The sequence below is a fragment of the Bradyrhizobium murdochi genome (assembly GCF_000472965.1).
Classification (GTDB): domain Bacteria; phylum Pseudomonadota; class Alphaproteobacteria; order Rhizobiales; family Xanthobacteraceae; genus Bradyrhizobium; species Bradyrhizobium murdochi.
This window is the reverse complement of sequence record NZ_AXAU01000005.1, coordinates 154863-178046: the sequence shown is the minus strand read 5'-3', so window position 1 is coordinate 178046 and position 23184 is coordinate 154863. Positions and strand designations below refer to the sequence as shown.

The window sequence follows — 23184 nt, the reverse complement described above, 5'->3', positions numbered from 1 at the left end:
TGAACCAAACGGATTGGAGCGTGTCCGTTCCTTAAGGAATTTACCTTTTCTTCCCCCTCAGCGCCTTCACCACCCGCTTGCGGCTGCTACCTACTTTCCTGATCGCTTTCTTCACCGCCGAGGCCGACTTGCGAGTCTTCTTTGCGATGTACCGTACCTCGTAATCCTGCCCGCCGGCCACGCGCGCACGATCCTGATTGCGTGCCCGCAGCGACTTCTTCGCTTTCTTCGCCATTTCGCATTTCCTCCAGATGCCCCGCGATGCAACGCGAGATATGGAACGGAGTTCCTAGTCATCCCGGCTACGCTTGCTGCGCTGGACTGCGGTGGAGGTCGCAGCCAGTTCGCCACATCATTTACGCGAATTGCGCGAGGCCGTGGCCGACCGACCAATTCTCTTTCGCGGCCTCGAGAACGTTCACGAACACGTTCTCCGGCCGGATGCCGGGGCTTTCGGCGAGCAACTCCGCCGTCCGTCGGAACAGCGCTTTCTTCTGTTCGAGGGCGCGGGTGTTGAACATGGTAATCTGAATGAACACGACATCGTCGCTCCGCGCGACGCCATAGGCATCGCCGTAGCGGAAGTTCGCAGCGTCATGCTCGGTAATGGTCATGAACTGGTCGTCTTCGGGCACACTGAGCGTGTCCAGCATCGCGCGGTAAAGGCTGTCGAAGATCGCCTGCCGGTAGGCTTCCGGCTTTCCGGCGCGCAGAGAGATGTGAATGAGCGGCATCGCGGATCCTCCTTGACGAAGTGAGCTATCCGGTAGTTTTTGACACGATGCCTAAAAACCATATCAATTATTGACGCCATGTCAAATATTTTTTGCGATCGCGATAGGACCTATGGAGTGGAGAAGAGAAACATGAGACCGCGAGAGTTCGACCACGACGACGTCCTGCGCATCGCGTTCGATCAATTCTGGCGCAAGGGGGTGCGCGGCACGTCTCTGTCAGACATTGCGCGTGACGCCGGTGTCCAGCGCGGCAGTCTCTACAATGCCTTCGGCAGCAAGGAAGCGCTGTTTCTTTGCGCCTATGAGCGCTATGCGAGCGAGTATCTCGGCTCTGTCCAAAAGGCGCTCGGCTCCGGGACCTTGCGAAAGCGCCTCACGGCATTTTTCGATCTGACCATAAAAAACTTCCGTTCCGGCTCGCCGCCCCGCGGATGCCCCACCACGCGAGGACTGATGGAACTGGCGTCGGTCGAAGGCGAAGGCCTGGATGAGAGCGCGCGCAAGACCTTCGCGGATCTGGTGGCGCGCATCACCGACCTCGTTCAGGAAGCCTTGTCAGGGGGCGTCAAGCGAGGCGAGTTCAACGGTGACCCTGGAACCGCTGCACTACACATCGTCACCGTGACGCGCGGCTTGGCCGTGCTCGAACGCGCTTTTGGCGATGAGGCCCAGCTTCGGAAGATTGCGAGGCATACGATCGATCTCGTGCTTGGCGGAGCGGGCCGCTAGAGCAAAGCGTGTTCGCTGCGCTCCAATCCGGGTCGAACGCATCGCGCACGAGGAAAAGCCCGTGACGGCCGACACCGCTCTGCGGCTCGGCAAGTTCTTCAGCACCGGTGCTGCGTTCTGGATGAACATTCAGGCGCGCTGCGATCTCGAAACGGCCGAAGATGAACTCGCGCCGCAAATCAAGAAGATCTCGCGCGTCTTACAAGGCGGCGTGAGAGCGATGGCGCACTTAATCTAGCCGTGTTTGGTACACTGTCACCGTAATTCCCAACAGGCATGCCGGAGGCGGGCCGTAGATCCGGCCCGCCTCCGCGACCTCAAGCGGTCACGAGGAAATTCGCGGCGTCAAACTCGGTCGGAAGGAGACCCACGAACACCACCTGATTGCCCTCGCCGAGATCAAGGGTGGTACCCGAAGCTGCCGCACTCAGATTGTCCAGCGGATCGAAGTCGGCTCCAAAGCCGTCCAACACCACGACGTCCTGCGTTACGTCGAAGTCGGTGATGAGATCATTGCCTGGTTCAGACTCGCGAAAGATGAACTGATCGGCCCCACCGAAGCCTGCGAGGGTGTCGTCACCGGCGCCGCCTTCGATCGTATCATCAGCATTGCCGCCGATGATGGTGTCATTGCCGCGGTCTCCGAACAGGCGGTCGGGCGCATGATCCGCCAACTGCTGGTTAGCGACCGCCCGGATGAGGTCGTCGCCCCCACCACCAAAGATCGTGTCCGCGGCAGCGTCGCCGCCTCGCAGCGTGTCATTCCCGGCGTCCCCAAACACGACATCGCCCGTAGGGTCGTTCCAGGCGATGAAGTCATCGCCAGCACCGCCGAAGACTGTATCGCTTCCGGCCATGCCGCCGACGGTATCGTTGCCTTGACCGCCGAAAACCAGGTCATTGCCAGCGCCTGTATTGATATCGTCGTCTCCCTGGCCGCCCCTGATAATGTCGTCGCCGTCGCCGCCTTCAAGTCTGTCGTTGCCGGCAAGGCCACGGATGATGTCATTGCCGCCGAGCCCGGGAAGAAAATCGTCGCCCGGCGTTCCGACGACAACGTTGTCGTTGTCATCCGCGATGGCGATCAACTGACCTCGAATCTCGCCCCCTTGAAATTGATTCGTATGAACGTTGAAATAGATCGGGATCTCCGTTCCCACCGTAGCTGTGCCGAATTCGTCGGCGAAGTCGGTGATCGGAACGCTGGCGGGGTCCGTCGTCTCCCATCGACCACTTACCGTCCAGGAGCCATCCACATTCAGGGCGATGTTGAGATCATCCTCGTCCTGTGCCGGGTTGATCTGCCCGAAGACAACGGGCCCGTTCGCTCCTCGCACTTGATTGTGAAAATGCGTGGAGATGACGTCGTCGTCGGTCGACGGCGTCTGGGCGGGACCGCCCGTAATCGGGCCATAATCGACGCCTTCGATCTGAAACGTATAGCTCGCGGCGACTTCCGTGCTGTCAAAGATGACGGTGCCAAGACCGCTCGCAGTCGAGTTATTCGGGGGGACTTCCTGAGTGCCTTCGAGAACCACGCGGAACGCTGTGGACATGAGAGCCTCCTGCTCTTTGCTCAGCAGGTCTGGCGGCCAGCGACGCCGGCCTGCACATGTGGCAGATGTTGCACCCGGCTCGCGCCGGCATGGATTAGGCGCCGCGTCGCTCCGCTATCGCGGAATCGGCGCGTTATCCTTCTCGCGGTATTTCGGCCGAGAACAAGGGATCGCTGGATCGCGCCAACTTAGCGTCCGCCGCTGTAGACCGTTGACCGGGCGCCATTGTGATTTTTCAGCACGATCGAGACATTGTGATGCAATGTCCGGTTGCCGACGCTGAACTTGTGTTTGGTTCCAAGCCTCCGACTTTGCTCCGCGATGGCCTCGCTGCAGCAAGTAGGCGTATGAGCGAAGCAACATACGGGGATCAGCACTAAAGCCGAATATCGCTTCGCGCATCCGGGCAAGGCTTGCGACCGCACCTAGCCGCATACCCGGATCGAGCGCATCGCGGCGAAGAGAAGCCCGTTACGGCCGACACCGCGCCGCGGCTCGGCAAGTTCTTCAACACGGGCGCTGCGTTCTGGATGAACATTCAGGCGCACTTCGATCTCGAAACGGCCGAAGACGCGCTCGCGCCGCAGATCAAGAAGATCGCGTCTTACAAGGCGGCGTGAGAGCGACAGTATACTTAATCAGACAGGAATGATTAGTGCACTGTCACCGTAATTCCATAAGCTGCTCGGGAAGCTCGCGGGGCTGTGTTTTCTGAACTCAAGCAACCGATGCTATCGTCCACCGGTACGTCGCTCGTAGTGGGAGAAGTTCCATGCTGAATCGACGGAATGTTCTGCCTGTAATGACCGCGGCGCTGCTTCTCACCATAACCTTCATAACCTTCCCTGGTAGCTTGGCGCACGCGCAAGTCTCCGGTCAAACGGACACGCTACGGCTCGCGCTCAAGGGCTTCGATACGGTTGCCTATTTCACCGAGGGGCGACCGACGCTCGGCAAGTCTGAGTTCGAGTATGCCTGGGATGAGGCACGCTACCGCTTTGCCTCGGCTCAGCATATGACGCTGTTCCGCGCCGCGCCGGACCGCTATGCCCCGCAGTTTGCCGGCTATTGTGCCGGGGGAATGTCCATGGGCGTGAAGGTCGAGGCGAACCCTGAGAATTGGCTCGTTCATGACGGTCGTCTCTTTGTGTTCCGTACTCCGGCAGCCCAGGCGCGTTTTCAGGCTGACCCGCAAGGGACCGCCGCCGCGGGAGCGGCCAATTGGGAAAAGCTGAAAGACGCGCCGATTGGCACAAAGCTTACTCAATGACGCCGCGGCCGGCACGCCGCGCGGTTCACGTCAGGCCAGCCTTCCGCAGACCTTCAGTGAGATACTCATGGTGCTCCCGGTTCTGAAAACGTGAACCGAATGTCTGCGGCTCGAAGACGGGTAACTTGCGTCTGACCGTCCCGGCCGCGCTCCGGGCCTCGGCGGTGCGGCCGAGTTGGCCATAGGCCGCTGCCAGAACCACTGGAATAAAGACGTTCTCCGGCATGCGCAAAGCTTCGCGCTCGAGAAACCGCACCGCGTCGCTGTGACGGCGAGAGATGTAATAGGCCGTTCCGAGGGCGACGACGTATTGGGCCGGCAGGTTCGGATCAAGGGTAAGCCCCATCTCGAGCGCGGCAATTGCCTCCTCGAAGCGACCCACCCAAAGGAGAGTTTCGCCTCGCTCACCGTAGCTGACCGCGTCGCTCGGGTTGAGCGCAAGGGCACGGTCAGTTTCCACCAGAGCCCGCTCGTATTGGAACTGAATGTTGTGCACTTGGCTCAACAGCCGGTGAGCGTCGAGATTATCCGGGTCGATGGCCAACGCCTTTCGGGCGAGTTCCTCGGCCCGCGCGACCGTTTCGGCGGGAAACTCGGTCCAACCGTGAACCGCCATATCGCGATAGGCAAGCCCAAGCAAAGCATATGCAGCTGCGTAGTTAGGGTCGAGCTGCAAGGCCTGCTCGAGGAGCTGCCGCGCCTCGCGATTCGTGGCTCGTGACAGTCGCGTCAGCGCTGCGCGTCCACGCAGCACCTGGTCGTAGGCGTCGAGATTGTTGGGGCGCTTGGCAAGCGCGCGCTGCTGTTCGATGCGGGAGACGCTGGCAGCAAGGGTCCCGGCGACCCGCAGCGCAATAGCGTCCTGGACGTCGAAGACGTCCTTGAGCGGCTTTTCGAACTGCTCCGACCAGAGCAAGATGCCTTGCTGGGCATCGGTAAGTCGGGTGGACACGCGCACGCGATCGGCCGCCCGCCGCACGTTCCCTTCGACCAGGTACCGGACGCCGAGTGAGCGACCGATCTCGGCCGTTGCCCCTTTGTGCTTGTACGGAAGCACAGCGGCATAAGCCATGACCCTCAGCGCCGAGAAGCGCCCAAGCGCGTTGATGACGTCCCCAGTGACCCCATCGCTGAAATAGTCGTCGGCGGGATCCCCGGTTTGGTTCACGAACGGCAGCACAGCCAAGCTCGGCATCGTCGCCGGCGATGGCGCCCGCAACCAGACATACGCCATGACCACGACAATTGCGGCGAGCGCCGCCGCGCCGACAACATGCAAGAACTTAGGATGCAGGAACGTGGGCTGCCAAATCTTCGCCAAGCCTGGCCGCGGTGTCGTTGTCGGGCTCGCCGGCGCCAGGCGAAATACCTTGACCGGTCGCGAGATGTTCTTCAGCGATTTCTCGCCAAGATCGTCCCATGCGAATCCGAGATGACCACGCAGCTGGTCGACGACCGCTGCGGACGCATACACGCTCCCGGGCTCGGCGAGTGATTGCAGACGTACGGTCACATTGACAGCATCGCCGAAAATGTCGCCGCCGAGGACAATGACGTCGCCGAGGTTGAGCCCGATGCGCAGCCACTGCCGCTTGGGCTCGGGGACATCAGCATTTCGCCCTCGAAGGCCCTCCTGAATCTCAAACGCGCAGCGGGCCGCGGCGACGGGGCTCGCGAATTCGGCGAGGATTCCGTCGCCCGTCGTCTTGACGATACGGCCATGGTGACGAGCCATCGCCGGCTCGATCAGTTCGCTCATGTGTGCGGCAAGCGCCGCCAGCGTCCCTTCTTCGTCCTCCCCGATCATCCGGCTGTAGCCGACAACATCGGCGCAAAGGACTGCGACTAGCTTGCGGTCGGCATCGACATTGGCCATGGGCGCTTGCCTTCTGCCGAAAGAATCGTCCCGCAGCCAATCTCATGGCCGCGGCGGATACGACAGAGGAAGTTTACACCATTTCGGCAACTGCCTGCTATGGCGCCGCGCCCGTGCGCGTGGCGATTGACATCAAGCGAGCCGATCCATGAAATCCGCGATGGTTGCGCCCCCCTCTGCGCCGTGATCGAGATTGGTGGCCACCAACCAAAACCCGGATGTCGCTTCGCTCATCCGAGGCACGCTTGTTGCCCCGCAGGATCGTGCGGTCCACATCATTGACAAGATCTCACGATATATAGCTAGAGCAAGCGTGGGAGGAATCGTCATGAGCACCGCCGAGGTCGCCAAGCAGTTCACTGCCGCACTCAAAGCCGGCAAGTTCGACGAGGCGGAGCGCTTCTGGTCGGACGACGTCGTGAGCTATGAGGCCCAGGAGGGGCCTATGCGCGAGGTCCGTGGCCGCGCGGCGGTGCACGGCAAGGGCGAATGGTGGACCGCCAATCATGACGTGCACAGCTTCGAAGCCGAGGGACCCTATGTAAACGGCGATCGCTTCGCCCTCCGCTTCAAGATCGACGTGACGCCCAAGGCGACCGGCCAGCGCACGCAGATGGACGAAATCGGCCTCTACACCGTCAAGGACGGCAAGATCGTCGAGGAGCGGTTCTTTTATTGATCGCTTCGAGAGACAGAAAGTGCCCAGGGGCGGGATCGAACCATCCGGCTTCGCCCCTTCGGGCTACGCCGGGACGAGCCTTCGCGCGGCTGGTACTTTGAGGATGCGGGCTAAACGGAACTGGATGGTGCCCAGGGGCGGGTTAGATTTATTGAACCAAGCCTTGGGCGATTCACTTAGGGCACGCCCAAATTGAACCGGTGCGTGCCAAGTGGCCCGGTGCAAATCGTTGGTCGGGTAATCCGGACGGATTCGCGACAGGTGGCCGCGGTGCCTCACGAGGAACTGTCTTGGCAGTCGCCGATTGAATGACGATCCAACGCGCAGAGGAGTGCGTGCCATGCGCCTTCAGACATACCGGGACAAAGCACACTCCAGACACTTCGACTTAATTGGCGGACGGGCCCATCCCTGGTCAGTTGACCTGGTCACCATAACGGCTGCGGCCATCCTAGCGATAGGTTTCGCGTGTGCCCTGGTCGCCTTATGGGTCCGGTAGCGATCAGGACCAAAGCGCGGGGGCGCCGCTGCAACTAAGAGACGGTTAGCTTTGAGCGAGACCGCTCTGTCTCAAAGAATGATTCAATCGGGACATCCAGCGCTTCCGCTACCCGCCACATGCTGATGATGGTTGGATTTCGTTGTCCGAGCTCAAGCCCAGAGACTAACTCACAACCGGTCGAAGTGAGGCTGCGGCGGGTTGGTGCCAGGGGCGGCTTCGCTCTGCGAGCACGCCGGACGAGCCTTTGCTCGGCGAGCATTTTCAGGAAGCGGGCTAAACGGAACTTGATGGTGCCCAGGGGCGGGATCGAACCACCGACACTGCGATTTTCAGTCGCATGCTCTACCAACTGAGCTACCTGGGCATACTCGAAGGCCCAAGGGCCGCACCGAGCGGGCGGTTTATAGAGAGGTCGGAGGGCTGTGTCCACCCAGCTTCGCCGTTGGCTTCGCTGGGCGCGGCCCGCCTTCTTATCCATCCCCAAATATTTGGCAGAACTCGGCTATTCGGCGTCTTCGGGATCGGTCGGGCGGCCGGGGATGACATAGCGGCCGGAGAGCCAGCGGTTCAAGTCGACGTCGCGGCAGCGTTTGGAACAGAATGGCAGCGTGGCCGGGTCGGCCGGCTTGCCGCAGACCGGGCAAGGTTTCGGCGGCTTGGGCGCGCCGGTGTCCTTCGGGCCGTCCCTCGAGCCGTCCTTGGGGCCGTCAACTGGCATTGAGCCAGCCGAAGCGGATCGGGAAGCCCTCCCCGCCGAGCAGCGTGACCGATTCGTAGAGCGGCAGCCCAACGACGTTGCTGTAGGAGCCGACCATCTTGACCACGAAGGAGCCGGCGATGCCCTGCACGGCATAGCCGCCGGCTTTGCCGCGCCATTCGCCGGAGCCGATATAGGCCTGGATGTCATCCTCGCTCAAACGCTTGAAGCGCACGCGAGTTTCGATCAGGCGCTGGCGGAACGCCTCCTTCGGCGTCACCAGGCAGATCGCGGTGTAGACGCGGTGATTGCGCCCCGAGAGCAGCCGCAGGCACTGCGCGGCTTCGTCGACCAGATTGGCCTTGGGCAGAATGCGGCGGCCGACCGCGACCACGGTATCGGCGGCCAGGATGAAGGCGCCGCGCAGCTCATCGTCAAGGTGGACCGATTTCAGCGCCGCATCGGCCTTGGCCCGCGCCAGCCGATTGGCGCAGGCGCGCGGCAGCTCGCCCCGCTTCGGGGTCTCGTCGACATAGGCCGGGCGCAGCGCATCAGGCTCGATGCCGGCCTGGTTGAGCAGGCTGAGCCGGCGCGGCGAACCGGAAGCAAGAACGAGTTTGGGACGGCCAAGCATGCTGGTTTGTCGGGGAGATAGGGATTCGGGTGGATCGCGCGCGCGGAACCTATCGGAAGGCACTCCATTCCACAACCGGGGAACAAGTGATTGTAAGGACTTTGATTCTTCCGTCGTCCCTGCGAACGCAGGGACCCATAACCACAGGCGGTTGTCATAGGAATGACAGTGACCGCGACTGGCACTTCCTCGAATCGCTGGGCTCACCCTCCCCTGGAGGGGTCCGAGACGAGCAGAACTCGCTCGGACCCCTCCAGGGGAGGGTTTAGACGAAGCCACCCGGGAAACGCGGGCGACCATTTACCCGCTCGCGGCGCCTGCTTTGGCGAAGCGGCGGCGGATGCGCATCGATAGGCCGTCGCAGACATCGCGATAGGCGGCGAGCTTTTGCTCGCGGTTGCCTTCGGCGTCGGTCGGGTCCGGCGTCGGCCAGTATTCGACATCGGCGGCATGCGTGCGCGTCAGCTCGAGCGCCTTGTGGTGGGCTTCCGGCGACAGCGTGATGATGAGGTCGAAATTGAGCCCTTCCCAATCCTCGAGCTCCTCGAACGTCGTCGGCTTGTGGCCGGAAATATCCTGGCCGAGCTCGGCCATCACGGCGACCGCGAACGGATCGAGCTCGCCCTTCTTGACCCCGGCGGATTTCACATAGAGTCCTTGCGGAAACATCTGCTGCAACAGGCTCGCCGCCATCGGCGAGCGCACGCTGTTCAGCCCACATGCGAACAGCACGGCCTGCGGATTGCGCGCGCGGGGCGGCGCCTCCATGCGTCAGGAAATCCGGCCGTGCGACATCATGCGTCCTGCCCCTTCCAGTGCAGCACGCAGATCAGCGTGAACAGGCGGCGGGCGGTTTCGAAATCGATGCGGACCTTGCCCTTCAGCCGCTCCTGCAGCGTGCGCGAGCCTTCGTCATGGATGCCGCGGCGGCCCATGTCGATCGCCTCGATCTTGTCAGGCGTGGCGGTGCGGATCGCCTGATAGTAGCTGTCGCAGATCATGAAATAGTCCTTCACGATCCGCCGGAACGGCGTCAGCGACAACAAATGCGCCACCACGGGCGTGCCGTCCTCGTGGCGGATGTCGAACATCAGCCGGTTGCCGGTGATGGCGATGTGCAGCGTGTACGGCCCCTGCACCGTCCCTTCCGGCGCGAACAGGTTCTGCTCGATCAGGTCGTAGATCGCAATCGCCCGCTCGTGCTCGATATCGGGGCCGGAACGCCCGATCGATTCCTCGTCGAGCGTCACCGCGACGATGCGGTTGTGCTGGTCATCGTCTGGCGGCGGCTTGTTCATGGCAAATTGAGGCGCAATCCGACGGAGCGTGAATGGGCATCCAAACCCTCGGCCTTGCCCAAGGTCATCGCGGCGGGCCCCAGCGCGCGCAACTGGTCCGGCCCGCATTTGAGAATCGAAGTGCGCTTCATGAAGTCTAGCACGCCGAGCCCGGACGAAAACCGCGCCGAGCGCGCGGTCGGCAGCACGTGGTTGGAGCCGCCGACATAATCGCCGATCGCTTCCGGTGTGTGGGGGCCGAGAAAAATCGCGCCAGCGTTGCGGACCTTTGCGGAGAGCGCTTCGGCATCCGCGGTCATGATTTCGAGATGTTCGGCCGCGATCGCATTGGCCAGCTCCACCGCTTCGTCGAGCTGTTTCACCATGATGATGGCGCCAAAATCGTTCCACGAGGCCCGCGCGATCTCGGCGCGGGACAGCGTCGCGAGTTGCGATTCCACCGCGCGCTCGACCTCGGTGGCCAGGTCTGCGCTGTCGGTGATCAGGATCGACTGCGCGCTGGCGTCATGCTCGGCCTGCGCCAGCAGATCGGCGGCGATCCAGCCGGCATTGGAGGTCGCGTCGGCGATGACGAGCACTTCCGAGGGGCCGGCGATCATGTCGATGCCGACCTTGCCGAACACCTGCCGCTTGGCGGCGGCGACATAGGCATTGCCAGGGCCGACGATCTTGGCCACCGGCGCAATCGTCGCCGTGCCATAGGCCAGCGCCGCCACCGCCTGCGCGCCGCCGACGCGATAGATTTCGGAGACGCCGCCGAGATGGGCGGCCGCGAGCACCAGCGGATTGAGCTTGCCGTCCGGCGACGGCACCACCATGACGACGCGCGGCACGCCGGCGACCTTGGCCGGCACCGCGTTCATCAACACCGAGGACGGATAGGCCGCGGTGCCGCCGGGCACGTAGAGGCCGACCGCATCGACCGAGCTCCAGCGCCAGCCGAGCTCGACGCCGAGCGCATCGGTGAAGCGCTCGTCCTTCGGTAACTGCCGCTGGTGGAACGCCTCGATCCGGTCGCGGGCGAATTTCAGCGCGTCGACGGTCGCGGCATCGCAGGCCTTCACGGCGGCGTCGATCTCGGCTGCGGTCACGCGCAGGCCGGCTGCATCGAGTTCAAGCCGGTCGAATTTCCTGGTCGCCTCGATCAGGGCGGCGTCGCCGCGCGCGGCCACGTCATCCACAATCGCCCGTGTGGCGCGCTCGACATCGGCCGACACCTCGCGCTTGGCGGCGAGGAATTGCTTGAATCGTGAACCGAAATCGGCGCTGCTGGTATCCAGGCGGACGGGCATGGCGGCTTTCTGAGAGACATCGGAGGCCCCTGCTCAATGGCGCGGCGGCCAAGGGCCGTCAACCCTCGCTCACCGGGAAACCGGAGCCGTAGGGTGTGCTGAGCGAAGTGAGCCCACCAAAATGGCGGCTTGCGGCATCGAAAATGGTGGGCACGGCGCGAAGACGCGCCTTTGCCCACCCCTACGGCTGCGGAGTCACCCCTCCGGCCCCAGGGGCACTATCGCCAGGTCGCTGGTGCCGAGATCGTCGGTGCCGAGGTCGGTCAGCTCGCATTCCAGGCACTCGAGGTCCAGCCGCAGCGCCTCGCCATGGCTGAACAGGAGAAGCGCGCTGCCGCCAGGGGCCTCGCCCGGGTGGAATTCGATCCCGACCAGTTCCAGCATCGCGGTGGGCTGCTGCAGATCGATGTTGCGCGATTTGCAGGCCAGCACCCGGTCGAAGCGCAATGCCGCGATCAGGCGGCGCGGTTCGGTTCCGCCCGACAGCGTCTGCTCCCAGTCCAGTCGGCTCATGCCGACCACCAGCCGCTTTTCGCCCTGCCGCCAGACGATATCGGAGGCCAGCACGCGGGCATCCTGCACATGGGCCGATATGACGGCGAGATCGTCGGCGTCGAGCGCAATCATTTTGAGCGGGTCCGCCGGCATAAGATCCTCGATCTAGATCATGATGCGATTATGCAAATCGCAGCATGATCTCATCTCCTTGTTTGAGCATGATCTCTTCGGAAAACCAGTTTCCACTTTTCCGGATCATGCTTTAGTCGCTGATGCGCTGGATCAACGCACCGCAGGCCGAAAGTTTTTCCTCCAGCCGTTCGAATCCACGGTCGAGGTGATAGATGCGGTTGACCATGGTTTCGCCCTCGGCGGCAAGGCCTGCGATAACAAGCGAAACCGACGCCCGCAAATCGGTCGCCATGACAGGCGCGCCGCGCAGCTTTGCGACGCCGTCGATGGTCGCGGTCTCGCCGTCCAGCGATATCCGCGCACCGAACCGCGCCAGTTCCTGCACATGCATGAAGCGGTTCTCGAAGATGGTTTCGGTGATCTGCGAGGAACCGCCGGCGCAGGCCATCAGCGCCATCAATTGCGCCTGCAGGTCGGTCGGAAAACCGGGGAACGGCGCGGTCGACACCGTCACCGGCTTTATCGGGCCGCCGTTTCTGGCGACACGAATGCCGTCATTGTTGACGGTAATCTTGGCGCCGGCTTGCGCCAGCACGTCGAGCGCCGACTGCAAGAGTTCGGGGCGGGCGCCGGAAAGCTGCACGTCGCCGCCGGTCATGGCGACGGCCATCGCATAGGTGCCGGCTTCGATCCGGTCAGGCAGCACCGTGTGCCGCGCGCCATGCAGCTTCTCGACGCCCTCGACCACGATCCGCGGCGTGCCGGCGCCGGTGATGCGCGCGCCCATCTTGTTCAGGCAGTCGGCAACGTCGGTGATTTCGGGCTCGCAGGCGGCGTTGGTGATAACAGTCGTGCCCTTGGCCAGCGTTGCCGCCATCAGCGCGACATGGGTGCCGCTCACCGTCACCTTGGGAAAATCGATCGCAGCCCCGCGCAGGCCGCCGGGCGCTTTCGCCACCACATAGCCGCCGTCGATGGCGAGTTCAGCGCCGAGCTTCTCCAGCGCCATGATCAGGAGATCGACCGGCCGCGTACCGATGGCGCAGCCGCCCGGCAGCGAGACTTTCGCTTCATGCATGCGCGCCAATAGCGGCGCGATCACCCAGAAGCTGGCGCGCATCCGCGACACCAGCTCGTAAGGCGCGGTCGTGTCGATGATGTTGGCGGCGGAGATGTGCAGGGTCTGGCCCTGATACTGGCCGTCGCCCTGCCGCTTGCCCGCCGACATGATGTCGACGCCATGGTTGCCGAGGATGCGCTGCAACTGCGCGACGTCGGCAAGCCGCGGCACGTTGTCGAGGATGAGCGTTTCCTCCGTGAGCAGCGCCGCGATCATCAGCGGCAGGGCAGCGTTCTTCGCGCCCGAAATCTCGATGGTGCCGTTGAGCTTGCTGCCGCCGACAATACGAATGCGGTCCATGCCATGCCCTCTGCTGTGCACAATTTATGAACGGGTACGTCTGCAGCAGAAGCGGCGATATTTGCGGCGATTTGATGGGGTGGGCAAAACAGCCGTCGTCATTCCGGGGCGCGCGAAGCGCGAGCCCGGAACCCCATTTTTCCTCTAGCGCTTGCGGCCCAATGGATTCCGGGCCTGCGCCAAAAGGCGCATCCCGGAATGACCAAGCTTCACGACCGGATAAACGCCAGCAAATCGGCGTTGATCGTCGCCGCCTCCGTAGTCGGCATGCCGTGCGGAAAACCCTTGTAGGTCTTCAGCGTGCCGTTCTTCAGAAGCTTCGCCGACAGCGGCGCGGAGTCTTCGTAAGGAACTATCTGGTCGTCGTCGCCGTGCATCACCAAGACCGGCACGTTGATCTTCTTGAGGTCCTCGGTGAAGTCGGTCTGCGAGAAGGCGACGATGCCGTCGTAGTGCGCTTTCGCACCGCCCATCATGCCCTGGCGCCACCAGTTCTCGATCACCGCTTCCGACGGCTTCGCGCCCGGCCGGTTGTAGCCGTAGAATAGACCGGCCGCGATGTCGCGATAGAAGTTCGTGCGGCTCGCGGCGAGCTGCGCCTGAAACCCGTCAAACACTTCCTTGGGCAGTCCGCCCGGGTTGCTAGCGGTCTGCACCATCAGCGGCGGCACGGCGCTGAGGATTGCCGCCTTTGCCACCCGGCTCTCGCCGTGGCGGGCGATGTAATGCACCACCTCGCCGCCGCCGGTGGAATGGCCGACGTGAACGGCGCCTTTGAGATCGAGATGCGCCGTCAGCGCCGCAAGGTCGTCGGCATAGTGATCCATGTCGTGGCCGTCGGCCACCTGGCTGGAGCGGCCGTGGCCGCGGCGGTCATGGGCGATGACCCGAAAGCCGTTGTTGAGGAAGAACAGCATCTGCGCATCCCAATCGTCCGCCGACAGCGGCCAGCCGTGGCTGAACACGATGGGCTGACCCTTGCCCCAATCCTTGTAGAAGATCTCGACGCCGTCTTTGGTGGTGATGGTGGGCATTACGAATTCTCCTCTTGTTGTGCCGTCATCCCCGAGCACGCGTCATTGCGTAGCCCGGGAAGCTGACCTGGTTTATTGCGATGTGCGGACTGGCCTCGGCAGATGATACCAGAGCCCGGCCTATGTCGGCGTCGGCCGGTATCTCCGGATCACGCCGATGATCACGACGACGAAGAAGACCAACACGATGCCCTGGACGATGGCGAACGGCGGCTCGGCCGGCGGCACGCTCGGCGCCAGCGCATGCAGCGCCGGCACTTTGAGGAAGGACTGGATCACCAGCACGAACACGTTGAGATAGAGCGAGACCAGCGCGGTCAGCGCGTAGATCCAGCGCCAGGCACCGTTGAGCTTCATGCCGTAAAGCGCAAAACAGGCGATTGCCAGCAGCACCAGCGAGAGAATGCCGATCATATGCGACGGCAGCAGTTTTTCGGACAGCAGAGGCGGAATCGGAAATCCTGACGCGCTGGTCAGGATCGTGAACACCAGGAAGATCGCGGTCAGGCCCGGCATCCGCTTCGAGCCGAGCATCCCGAACATCACGATGATTCCCGCAACGATGGCGATCAGGCTGATGATGACGTGCACGAGAACGAATGTCGCCAAACTCATACCTAAAATCATGATGCGCCCCCTTCGTTGGAAACCACCTAGCTCTACTGCGTCATAGCCGCTCAAACCCTCATCCTGAGGAGCCCGCGAGAAGCGAGCGTCTCGAAGGATGTAGGCCACAGTCAGGGCCTCATGGTTCGAGACGCGCTTCGCGCTCCTCACCATGAGGGGCTTATGACGCAGTAAGCTAAACGTTACGACGCGGCGCGAACAATTTCCACACGCATCGCGTGCGGCCTTCGGCAAGGCAGGCATGTGCGTGACTGAAGGCACATCAACAAAAATTATTTGATGCACGCACGAAATATTTGCACTTCTGTCGCAGATGACAGCAGCCACGCCGGATCATGGCGACGGCTTCGCGGCGTCGGCGAGATAGCCATGCAGCGCGGCCACCACCTGCGCGCCCTCACCGATCGCGCCGCCGACGCGTTTGACCGAGCCGGAGCGCACGTCGCCGACCGCGAACACGCCGGGCACCGAGGTTTCCAGGGCCGGCACCGGGCGGCCGAGATTCTGCTCGGACTGCGCCCCCGTCACCACAAAGCCCGCACGGTCGAGCGTGACGCCGCAGCCGTCCAGCCAATGGGTCGCCGGGTCGGCGCCGACGAACAGAAAAAGGTTACGCACATCAAAACTGTGCTGTTCGGGCGCCAGCCGGCTCTTCCAGCGCACGCGCTCGAGCGATCCGTCGCCGCCGCCTTCGACCGCAATCACCTCGGCGTTGAAGACGAGTTCGATATTGGGCGCCGCCTCGATCCGTTCGATGAGATAGCGTGACATGCTGGCGCCCAGCCCGCCGCCGCGGATGATCATGTAGACCTTGCGCGCATGGCCGGACAGAAACACCGCGGCCTGGCCGGCGGAATTGCCGCCGCCGACCAACACGACATCCTGGCCCACGCACAGCTTGGCCTCGATCGGCGAGGCCCAGTACCAGACGCCGCGGCCTTCGAACGCGTCGAGATTTTCGATCTCCGGCCGCCGGTAACGCGCCCCGCTCGCCACCACGATGGATTTGGCGCGCAGCGACTGCCCGCATTCGGTGGCCAGCGCGAACACGCCGTCGCGCTGCGAGCAATCCAGCGACCGGATCGAAACCGGGATCAGCATCTCGGCGCCGAATTTCTGCGCCTGATTGTAGGCGCGACCGGCGAGCGCCTGCCCCGAAATGCCGGTTGGAAAACCAAGATAGTTTTCGATGCGCGCGCTGGCGCCGGCTTGGCCGCCGAACGCCCGCGCGTCGAATACGGCCACCGACAATCCTTCGGAGGCGGCATAGACCGCAGTGGCAAGACCGGCGGGACCGCCGCCGACCACCGCCACATCATAGAGCCTCTCATGCGCATGGTTGGTGATCATGCCAACCGCCAGCGCCAGCTCCGTCTCCGACGGATTGCGCAGCACGGTACCGTCAGGACACACCGCCAGCGGCAGATCGGCCCGCGAGGTGGCATAGCGCGCGACGAGATCGGCCGCGTCCTTATCGCTTGCGGGATCGAGCACGTGGTGCGGCTGGCCGTTGCGCGCCAAGAAATTCTGCAACCGCGCGGTGTCGCCGAGGGAGGCCGGGCCGATCAGCACCGGCCCGCCGACGCCGCCCTGGATCAGGCTGACCCGGCGCAGGATCAGCGCGCGCATGATGCGCTCGCCGAGTTCGGCCTCCGCGACCAAAAGCGCGCGCAATTGGTCCGGCTGGATCAGCAGCGTTTCGACATCGCCCTCGGCATGGCCGTCGACCAGCGCGACGCGCCCGGAGAGCTGTCCGATCTCGGCCAGAAACTGTCCCGGGCCCTGGTCGATGACGGGCGTGATATGGCCGAGGCCATCGCGCTGGGTAATCGCTACCGTGCCCGACAGCACCACGAACATGCCGGGGCCGACCTTGCCGGTCTCGAACAGCGTTTCGCCGTCCTTGTAGGTCCGAAGCTCCCCGAACCGGCGCATGCGCGCGATTTCGTGATCGGTGAGCGCCGGGAATGTCTGTTCGTAACGTGGAAACGCAGTGGAAGCCGCGCCGGTCGCCGGACCGGCCGTGATGTCTGCACTCATGATCGCCACCCAGGAAACAACAACTGCAAAGAATTGTCAGGCCGCCCGGCGAGCGATCGGGATTCCGTCTGCGCTACTGGCCCGGCTTTTCTCCGCTGGCGTCATCTAGGGACGCATTGGGGCTTTCGGAAGATGCGCCGAGATCACTGCGCCCGCGCGCCTGCGACTTCCGCCGCTTGAGATTTTCGCGCAGCGCCAGCTTCAACCGGTCCCGTCGTGAATCCTTCATATCGGCGCCGGTCTTTCCTGCGCCCTTGCCTTGATCACCCTTCATCGTCAGTCCGCCGAACATGTCTTGCTCAAAACGGCGTCAGCAACGCCGCCATTCGAAGATAGTCGCTTTCGATCAGCCATGCCGCAATCGCGCCCGGCCACGGTCCCGAACCGCCGCAGCAAGTAGCGGAAGCCAGGATTCGGCCACTCAAGGCAAGATCGGGAACCAGAGCAAGGCCCGAAGTTGCCCAATTGCGCCGGGTCCTGATCCTTGGAACGATTTTTACCCCATTTTGGTGCTTTCCCAGCCTACCCGCGCGCTTGCACCAGAAGGGCCCTTGTGGCAAGAACCGGCCGCCTGTAGGGGCCTTAGGGCCGATTCCCTGAATACCGGGCATGCTGCCGTAGCTCAGTGGTAGAGCACTCCATTGGTAATGGAGAGGTCGACAGTTCAATCCTGTCTGGCAGCACCATCTTTTCCTCTGAAACATCAGCAACAAGGCCCCGCGCGTCGGGTTGCGAGCGGTCATTCGCTTCCTCGAAAACATTGCGATTGCTTGCGCGTCGTCGTGCCCGTCTGTAGGAGCTTATGTAAGCTTGAAACCGATCATACACCGTGGAGTTTGTCGGCCGATGCAAAATGCGGGTGCGACCCCACGGCTTCATCCGGGACGATCCGATCGGTTGCACTACGTATGATGTCGTAGCATTCGCACGTTGCTTCCTCGAGCCGCGGCCTGTCGATTTCGACCAAGCCCCGCCGAGCGGATCTGATGGCACCCAAGGCGCGGAGTTTGGCAATCACCTGCGTCACGGTCGTTCGTCGCACCCCGAGCAACTGCGAAAGTGTCCCCTGCGTTAATGATAGGATGTTGTTGCCCTCGGTTCGATCGTGCAGGTGAAGCAGCCACCGGGCCATGCGGGCTTCGACCGAGTGCAGTCCGTTGCAGGCTGAGACGTGCTGGAACTGCATGAGTATCGACCTTGTGTGCGCCTCGACCACATGTCTGATGGCGCCGCTCTTCATGTAGGCTTCATGAAACCGCGACACGGAGATTTGCGATGCGGTGCCGCCCACCCGCACGACCGCGGTCACGGACGACAAGAAAGAGGGTCCCAGCACCGACAATGCGCCGATCGCTCCCTCGCGCCCGATTACCGCGGTTGCGATCGTTTCTCCGTTCGGAAGGCCGAGCATGAAGGAGATGGCCCCGCTATGGGGAAAGTAAACATGGTGGCGTCGATCGCCCGCTCGTATCACCACGGCGTCCTGTTCGAGCGACACCTTTTGGAGATGAGGCGCGAGCAACGCGAGGTCTGCCGGAGGCAACGCGGCGAGAAGACGATTACCGGCACTCGCCGGACGGCCCATCACGAGCGACTTCTTCCCTCAGAAGAACACGGAGCTCTCGTGGAATCTATTTGGCAAGAATGTCTTCTGCGCTGCGCCGACACTAGCCCCACTTTCATCATGTATCGTGCCGGCTTTGAGCAGCCTTCTTGGATACGACACTTGCTGAGTACCCTACCGCGCCGCGCCGGTAAAGGTACGGCGAACCTTTGATGCGGCGTCGCAGGCGATCGGGGAACCGCTTCGACACCAGCCCTCAGGACCGCTGGTCGAGTTCCGCCAAGGTCGGCCACCGGTTCCTTGTTCCGCTTTGTTTTTGACATAAACGGGCCGACAGCAACGCGGTGAGTGTCGTCGATTAAAGAGCGATCTAACGGAGCGGCGTCTGGCAGCATCCATCCCGTCCAACAAAATCGCCAGCTTCGCTTGGGAAGCATCCTCGAGATTCCGGCTATTTCTCGGTGGATCACGCCCCGAGTGCGACGTTGCGGAACGCCCTGACCAGCGATCCTTCCAGCTTGCCCTCCATGCCGCACAGGATCTGGTAGGCGGCGGGCCGCGGCATTGGCGGCCGGTATGACCTCGACTCGATGAGCGCGGCGAAGATGTCCGAGATCGTCAGCAACCGGACCAGATCGGAAATCTGCGAGGCCTTCAATCCGTCCGGATAGCCGGAGCCGTCAAGATATTCGTGATGGTGCCTCACGCCGTCCAGAATCTCCGGGCTGATGCCGGATACGCCCTTCAGCAGTTCATATCCGATCGCGGGGTGGCGCTTGATGATCTCCTCCTCGTCAGGGTCGAGGCGTCCGGGCTTGTCCAAAATCGACAGCGGGATGCGCGCCTTGCCGATGTCGTGAAGGGTCGCCGCTATTCCGAGCCGCGATACATCTGTGCCGGAGAACCCGATATCAAGCGCGAAGCCGACCGCGACGCCGGTGACGAGCAGGCAATGCTGAAACGTGCCCTCGTGATAGCGGCGCACCTCGTCGAGCCATGCCGAAAGGCCATCCTGCCCGACGCGCTGGATGATCTTCGACGTCGCACGCTTCGCATCCGCAACTTTCACCGGCCTGCCAAGACGCACATTCGAAAACATCGAGGCGAAGGCGGCCACACCCTCGTCCATCTCCGATGCCGGAACTGCGGCATTGCCCTCGGCGGCTGCTTCCGCCGCTTCGATCTGCGCAACCTTGGGAATTGCTTCCTTGGCGCGTGAAAGGACCGCAGTCGCGCCGAGCGCATAGGCCTGCGACACCATCGAACGCGGGAGATTGTGAACGACGAACAGTTTCTCGGGGATGCCGGTGAGGTCCTGCAATATGAACCTGAGCTGATCGACGCGTGACATCTGCCGCAGGTCAACGTCGACCATCAGCACGCCATGCGCCCTGATCCGTGTGCCGTCGCCGCCCAGCAACCAAGGTACCACGGCGTGCTGCGGCTCGAACATCGCACGAATCGCCGGCAACTTCGTCGGTTCGTCTGTGACAAAATAGACGAGCATCTCGAGAAAAGTCCGTACGCACCAATATTGAAGAAACCGTCTCTCAACCTTGAAGAACTGAAAACAAATTGAACGATCGATGGTTCGAAAGGCCGAGCCCGCACTCGGCGCCGTCGGCATCAGGCGCTCTAACGCTCCACATTCTTGGACATCAGGGCTACCTTGCCGTTAAGTATTCACCCCGTATAACTACGTACCTCAAACGAGGTATGCATACCGTTCGTCCGAAGCCATCAGAGGGTATCGTCAGTGAATGATCTCCTGTCGGCGCGAAGCGAACGGCGGACCAAGAGATTGATGCTGTGCGCTTTGGCGCTGACAGGCTACCTGTCCGCCGGACCGGCGTTCGCGCAGGCCGATCTCGCCGGCGCGACGACCAAACTCACGCTGCAGGTTGCGACCGCCATGCTCGGCGAGCGCTGCCGCCGCGTCGAGGCGCCGAACCCCGCATCGTTCGCATCGGTATCGCTGCACCGGACCTTCCACGACGATTTCGATACCCATCCGCTGCTGGATGATAGATGGGCGCCGTACTACGCCGGCGGCGCTGCCTGGCCGGAAGCGCGTTACTGGGGTGGCGAGGGCTCCGACTTCAGGCGCAAGACCAGCTACAATGGCGAACAGCAGATCTATGTCGATCCGCGTTATGGCGGGCGCGAAACAACGCCGCTCGGCCTCGATCCGTTCAAGGTCAAAGACGGCGTTCTCTCGATTATAGCCAGCCGGACCCCGCCAGCGCTGAAGACCGTGCTGTTCAATAATGAATATATCTCGGGCATCCTGACGACCCAGAGCCGGTTTGCCCAGAAGTACGGATATTTCGAAATCCGCGCCAAGGTGCCGGTCGGCACCGGCGTGTGGCCGGCATTCTGGATGCTCGCCGATGACGGCGGCTGGCCGCCGGAAGTCGACATCATGGAGGGCCGCGGGCAACGGCCGGGCGACATCGTGATGACGACGCATTGGCGGATACCGGAGACGCAGCGCGTGGAACGCTGCGGGTTTGACTTCATTGTGCCGGACGCCCCGACCGCATTCCACGACTATGGCGTGCTGTGGCAGCCGGATCGCATAACCTATTTCATCGACCGACAGCCGGTCTCCGAGATCAAGGTCCCGGTCGGCTTCTACGAACCCATGTACATGATCGTGAACCTTGCGATGGGCTCGAAGACTCTCGAGGGCGTCGGATTCGTCGATGGCGAATCTCCCAATATTGTCGCATTCGAGATCGACAGGATATCCGCTTACCAAATCGACGAACGCTGACCGGAGACAACGATGTTCGGAAAATTCTCGCGCCGGCATTTTGCAAAGCTTGCGGGCTTATCCGCGCTGGGCGTTGCCGCAGCGCAAGCCGATGCCGCCGCGCAAGCGGCACCCGACCGGCCCGCGCCGGCGAGCTTTCCGAAAGACTTCGTCTGGGGCACCGCGACGTCGGCCTATCAGATCGAGGGCGCCGTGAACGAAGACGGCCGCGGCCGCTCGATCTGGGATACGTTCTCGCACACGCCCGGCAAGATCGAGGACGGCACCAGCGGCGACCGCGCCAACGAACACTATCACCGCTACAAGGAAGACATCGGCCTGATCAGGGAATTGGGCGCGAGGGCTTACCGGTTTTCGATCGCCTGGCCGCGGGTTTTTCCGGAAGGAACGGGCAAACCGAACCCGAAGGGCCTCGACTTCTACGACCGCCTCGTCGACGAACTCCTCAAGAACGGCATCGAACCATACGGCACGCTTTATCACTGGGACCTGCCGCAGACGCTCGAGGACAAGGTCGGCGGCTGGCGATCCAGCGAAACCTCAAAAGCGTTCGGCGACTATGCCGGCCATGTGGCGGCGCGCCTTTCCGATCGCGTCCGGTCGATCTTCACGATCAACGAAGCCGGAAGGTTCGTGAATTTCGGCTATGGATGGGGCATCGATGCCCCCGGGCTCAAACTGCCCGATGCGGAGGTCAACCAGGTCCGCCACCATGTTGCATTGGCGCATGGCCTCGCCGTGCAGGCGATCCGCGCCCATGGACGCAAAGGCACCAAGGTGGGACCGGCAGAAAACATCGCGGCCTGCGTGCCGGCGTTCGACACGCCGGAAAACGTTCGCGCGGCCGAGATAGCGACGCGCGAATTGAACTCAGGCTTTCTCGGCGTCATCCTGGAAGGCAAATACACCGAAGGCTTTCTGCAGTTCGCCGGCAAGAACGCGCCGAAATTCACCGCAGATGAATTGAAGATCATTTCGCAGCCGAACGATTTCGTCGGCCTCAACATCTACGCGCCGCAGTTCTATATCGCCGCTTCCGACAAGCCGCCTGGCTGGAGCGTGCTGCCCTTCCCCGGCTCATTCCCACACATGAATTCGGAATGGCTGCGCGTGGGGCCGGAGACGATCTACTGGGCGCCGCGGCTGGCGGCAAAGGTCTGGAACATCGAGACTATCTATATCAGCGAGAACGGCACCTCGTCGGAAGACAAGCTTCGCGCCGACGGCCAAGTCTACGACCTCGATCGCATCATGTATCTGCGCAATTACTTGCGGCAATTGCAGCGCGCGACGTCGGAGGGCGTGCCTGTCCGCGGCTACTTCCTCTGGAGCCTGATGGACAATTTCGAATGGATCTATGGCTACGAGAAGCGCTTCGGGCTCTACCACGTCGACTTCGAGACGCAGCGCCGGACGCCGAAACTGAGCGTTGCCTTCTATCGCGACGTGGTAGCGCGGAACGCGATCGGCGTCTGAACGCCGGCAGCCGGCCTCAATACCTCGCGGCCTGCCGGATTGACGCCGGGACCTCGGTTATGGGCCGCTGCTTGCTGTCGGTTGCCACAGTCGTGGCGAGTTCATGCGCCAGTTTTCGCGATGAATCGTGACTGACGAATACGCCTGCAGCCGTAAGCATCAGCACGACATAAAGGGCGAACATGCCGCCGACCCATTTCCAATACATCTGGCGGGCCTGGGGGGTAAGGCTTTCAAGTAATCGGCGCATGGTTACCTCCTCATCAGGAAACCTAATAGGCTGCCTATAGACCCCGGGCCTGACCGGGTGTGTGACGCACTTCACAGATGTCGATTTGTAATGGAGA

At 62.6% G+C, this 23184-nt stretch carries 25 protein-coding genes and 2 tRNA genes; 8 read left to right on the top strand and 19 right to left on the bottom strand.

Annotated elements, in window-relative coordinates; all coding sequences use genetic code 11:
- Positions 1-40: 40 nt before the first annotated feature.
- On the bottom strand, positions 41-235 hold the full coding sequence (locus YUO_RS0115430) for a DUF3606 domain-containing protein (RefSeq protein WP_028348079.1): 195 nt from the start codon (positions 233-235) through the stop codon (positions 41-43).
- Positions 236-356: 121 nt separating this feature from the next.
- The gene (locus YUO_RS0115425) at positions 357-734 is read right to left on the bottom strand and encodes a tautomerase family protein (RefSeq protein WP_028348078.1); all 378 of its coding nucleotides are present in this window, start codon (positions 732-734) and stop codon (positions 357-359) included.
- Positions 735-866: 132 nt separating this feature from the next.
- Here YUO_RS0115425 and YUO_RS0115420 point away from each other — a divergent pair, with 132 nt between their 5' ends.
- Both YUO_RS0115420 and YUO_RS40825 read left to right on the top strand, forming a co-directional pair.
- Positions 867-1466: a TetR/AcrR family transcriptional regulator gene (locus tag YUO_RS0115420; protein WP_028348077.1), complete on the top strand. Its 600-nt coding sequence runs from the start codon at positions 867-869 to the stop codon at positions 1464-1466.
- On the top strand, positions 1399-1704 hold the full coding sequence (locus YUO_RS40825) for a HigA family addiction module antitoxin (protein ID WP_063830298.1): 306 nt from the start codon (positions 1399-1401) through the stop codon (positions 1702-1704). The genes YUO_RS0115420 and YUO_RS40825 overlap by 68 nt, the downstream gene beginning before the upstream one ends.
- Before the next feature lie 79 nt (positions 1705-1783).
- Here YUO_RS40825 and YUO_RS43785 read toward each other — a convergent pair whose 3' ends face one another.
- The gene (locus YUO_RS43785) at positions 1784-3022 is read right to left on the bottom strand and encodes a CHRD domain-containing protein (RefSeq protein ID WP_051379452.1); all 1239 of its coding nucleotides are present in this window, start codon (positions 3020-3022) and stop codon (positions 1784-1786) included.
- Positions 3023-3435: 413 nt separating this feature from the next.
- On the opposite strand from YUO_RS43785, the gene YUO_RS40815 reads away from it, so the two are divergent.
- Together YUO_RS40815 and YUO_RS40810 are read left to right on the top strand one after the other, a co-directional pair.
- Positions 3436-3642, top strand: a complete 207-nt coding sequence (locus tag YUO_RS40815; RefSeq protein WP_051379451.1) for a helix-turn-helix transcriptional regulator — start codon at positions 3436-3438, stop codon at positions 3640-3642.
- 152 nt (positions 3643-3794) lie between these two features.
- Complete coding sequence (locus YUO_RS40810) at positions 3795-4292, top strand: YHS domain-containing (seleno)protein (RefSeq protein WP_156908638.1); 498 nt, start codon at positions 3795-3797, stop codon at positions 4290-4292.
- A gap of 25 nt (positions 4293-4317) precedes the next feature.
- On the opposite strand, the gene YUO_RS40805 is transcribed toward YUO_RS40810, so the two are convergent.
- Positions 4318-6168: an adenylate/guanylate cyclase domain-containing protein gene (locus tag YUO_RS40805; RefSeq protein ID WP_035726781.1), complete on the bottom strand. Its 1851-nt coding sequence runs from the start codon at positions 6166-6168 to the stop codon at positions 4318-4320.
- A 328-nt stretch (positions 6169-6496) separates the two neighbouring features.
- On the opposite strand from YUO_RS40805, the gene YUO_RS0115385 reads away from it, so the two are divergent.
- Entirely contained in the window at positions 6497-6847 is a 351-nt protein-coding gene (locus YUO_RS0115385) for a nuclear transport factor 2 family protein (protein WP_028348076.1), read from the top strand.
- A 790-nt stretch (positions 6848-7637) separates the two neighbouring features.
- Here the strand turns inward: YUO_RS0115385 and YUO_RS0115380 are convergent.
- The 12 genes from YUO_RS0115380 to YUO_RS40800 form a co-directional block, all read right to left on the bottom strand.
- Positions 7638-7713, bottom strand: a tRNA-Phe gene (locus YUO_RS0115380).
- Positions 7714-7851: 138 nt separating this feature from the next.
- The gene (gene yacG, locus YUO_RS0115375) at positions 7852-8067 is read right to left on the bottom strand and encodes a DNA gyrase inhibitor YacG (protein ID WP_028348075.1); all 216 of its coding nucleotides are present in this window, start codon (positions 8065-8067) and stop codon (positions 7852-7854) included.
- Positions 8057-8680 (bottom strand): Maf-like protein, encoded by a 624-nt coding sequence (locus tag YUO_RS0115370; RefSeq protein WP_028348074.1) that lies wholly within the window; start codon positions 8678-8680, stop codon positions 8057-8059. Before YUO_RS0115370 ends, yacG begins: the two co-directional genes overlap by 11 nt.
- A 300-nt stretch (positions 8681-8980) precedes the next feature.
- The gene (locus YUO_RS0115365) at positions 8981-9448 is read right to left on the bottom strand and encodes an arsenate-mycothiol transferase ArsC (protein WP_028348073.1); all 468 of its coding nucleotides are present in this window, start codon (positions 9446-9448) and stop codon (positions 8981-8983) included.
- A gap of 26 nt (positions 9449-9474) precedes the next feature.
- Positions 9475-9978: a UPF0262 family protein gene (locus tag YUO_RS0115360; RefSeq protein WP_028348072.1), complete on the bottom strand. Its 504-nt coding sequence runs from the start codon at positions 9976-9978 to the stop codon at positions 9475-9477.
- Positions 9975-11270, bottom strand: a complete 1296-nt coding sequence (gene hisD / locus YUO_RS0115355; RefSeq protein ID WP_028348071.1) for a histidinol dehydrogenase — start codon at positions 11268-11270, stop codon at positions 9975-9977. The genes YUO_RS0115360 and hisD overlap by 4 nt, the downstream gene beginning before the upstream one ends.
- A 195-nt stretch (positions 11271-11465) precedes the next feature.
- The gene (locus tag YUO_RS0115350; protein ID WP_235782720.1) at positions 11466-11897 is read right to left on the bottom strand and encodes a DUF2948 family protein; all 432 of its coding nucleotides are present in this window, start codon (positions 11895-11897) and stop codon (positions 11466-11468) included.
- 133 nt (positions 11898-12030) lie between these two features.
- A complete protein-coding gene (gene murA / locus YUO_RS0115345; protein ID WP_028348069.1) occupies positions 12031-13320 on the bottom strand; it encodes a UDP-N-acetylglucosamine 1-carboxyvinyltransferase in 1290 nt (429 codons plus the stop codon).
- 209 nt (positions 13321-13529) lie between these two features.
- Positions 13530-14354 carry an alpha/beta fold hydrolase gene (locus tag YUO_RS0115340; RefSeq protein ID WP_028348068.1) on the bottom strand — a complete coding sequence of 275 codons (825 nt, stop codon included), beginning with the start codon at positions 14352-14354 and terminating at the stop codon, positions 13530-13532.
- Positions 14355-14474: 120 nt separating this feature from the next.
- Complete coding sequence (locus YUO_RS0115335) at positions 14475-14981, bottom strand: hypothetical protein (protein WP_028348067.1); 507 nt, start codon at positions 14979-14981, stop codon at positions 14475-14477.
- Between the two features lie 333 nt (positions 14982-15314).
- Positions 15315-17021, bottom strand: coding sequence for an FAD-dependent oxidoreductase (locus tag YUO_RS0115330; RefSeq protein WP_028348066.1), 1707 nt, complete (start codon positions 17019-17021; stop codon positions 15315-15317).
- 73 nt (positions 17022-17094) lie between these two features.
- Complete coding sequence (locus YUO_RS40800) at positions 17095-17313, bottom strand: hypothetical protein (protein ID WP_051379449.1); 219 nt, start codon at positions 17311-17313, stop codon at positions 17095-17097.
- Between the two features lie 319 nt (positions 17314-17632).
- Here YUO_RS40800 and YUO_RS0115320 point away from each other — a divergent pair.
- Positions 17633-17707: transfer RNA gene (locus YUO_RS0115320), tRNA-Thr, on the top strand.
- A 134-nt stretch (positions 17708-17841) separates the two neighbouring features.
- On the opposite strand, the gene YUO_RS40795 is transcribed toward YUO_RS0115320, so the two are convergent.
- Positions 17842-18606, bottom strand: coding sequence for a Crp/Fnr family transcriptional regulator (locus YUO_RS40795; RefSeq protein WP_063830297.1), 765 nt, complete (start codon positions 18604-18606; stop codon positions 17842-17844).
- Positions 18607-19051: 445 nt separating this feature from the next.
- Positions 19052-20092, bottom strand: a complete 1041-nt coding sequence (locus YUO_RS0115310; protein ID WP_028348065.1) for an HD-GYP domain-containing protein — start codon at positions 20090-20092, stop codon at positions 19052-19054.
- A 297-nt stretch (positions 20093-20389) separates the two neighbouring features.
- On the opposite strand from YUO_RS0115310, the gene YUO_RS0115305 reads away from it, so the two are divergent.
- Entirely contained in the window at positions 20390-21361 is a 972-nt protein-coding gene (locus tag YUO_RS0115305) for a glycoside hydrolase family 16 protein (protein ID WP_035726835.1), read from the top strand.
- Positions 21362-21373: 12 nt separating this feature from the next.
- On the top strand, positions 21374-22837 hold the full coding sequence (locus YUO_RS0115300; protein ID WP_028348063.1) for a GH1 family beta-glucosidase: 1464 nt from the start codon (positions 21374-21376) through the stop codon (positions 22835-22837).
- A gap of 16 nt (positions 22838-22853) precedes the next feature.
- Here YUO_RS0115300 and YUO_RS0115295 read toward each other — a convergent pair whose 3' ends face one another.
- Complete coding sequence (locus YUO_RS0115295; protein ID WP_156908637.1) at positions 22854-23087, bottom strand: hypothetical protein; 234 nt, start codon at positions 23085-23087, stop codon at positions 22854-22856.
- Positions 23088-23184: the final 97 nt, after the last annotated feature.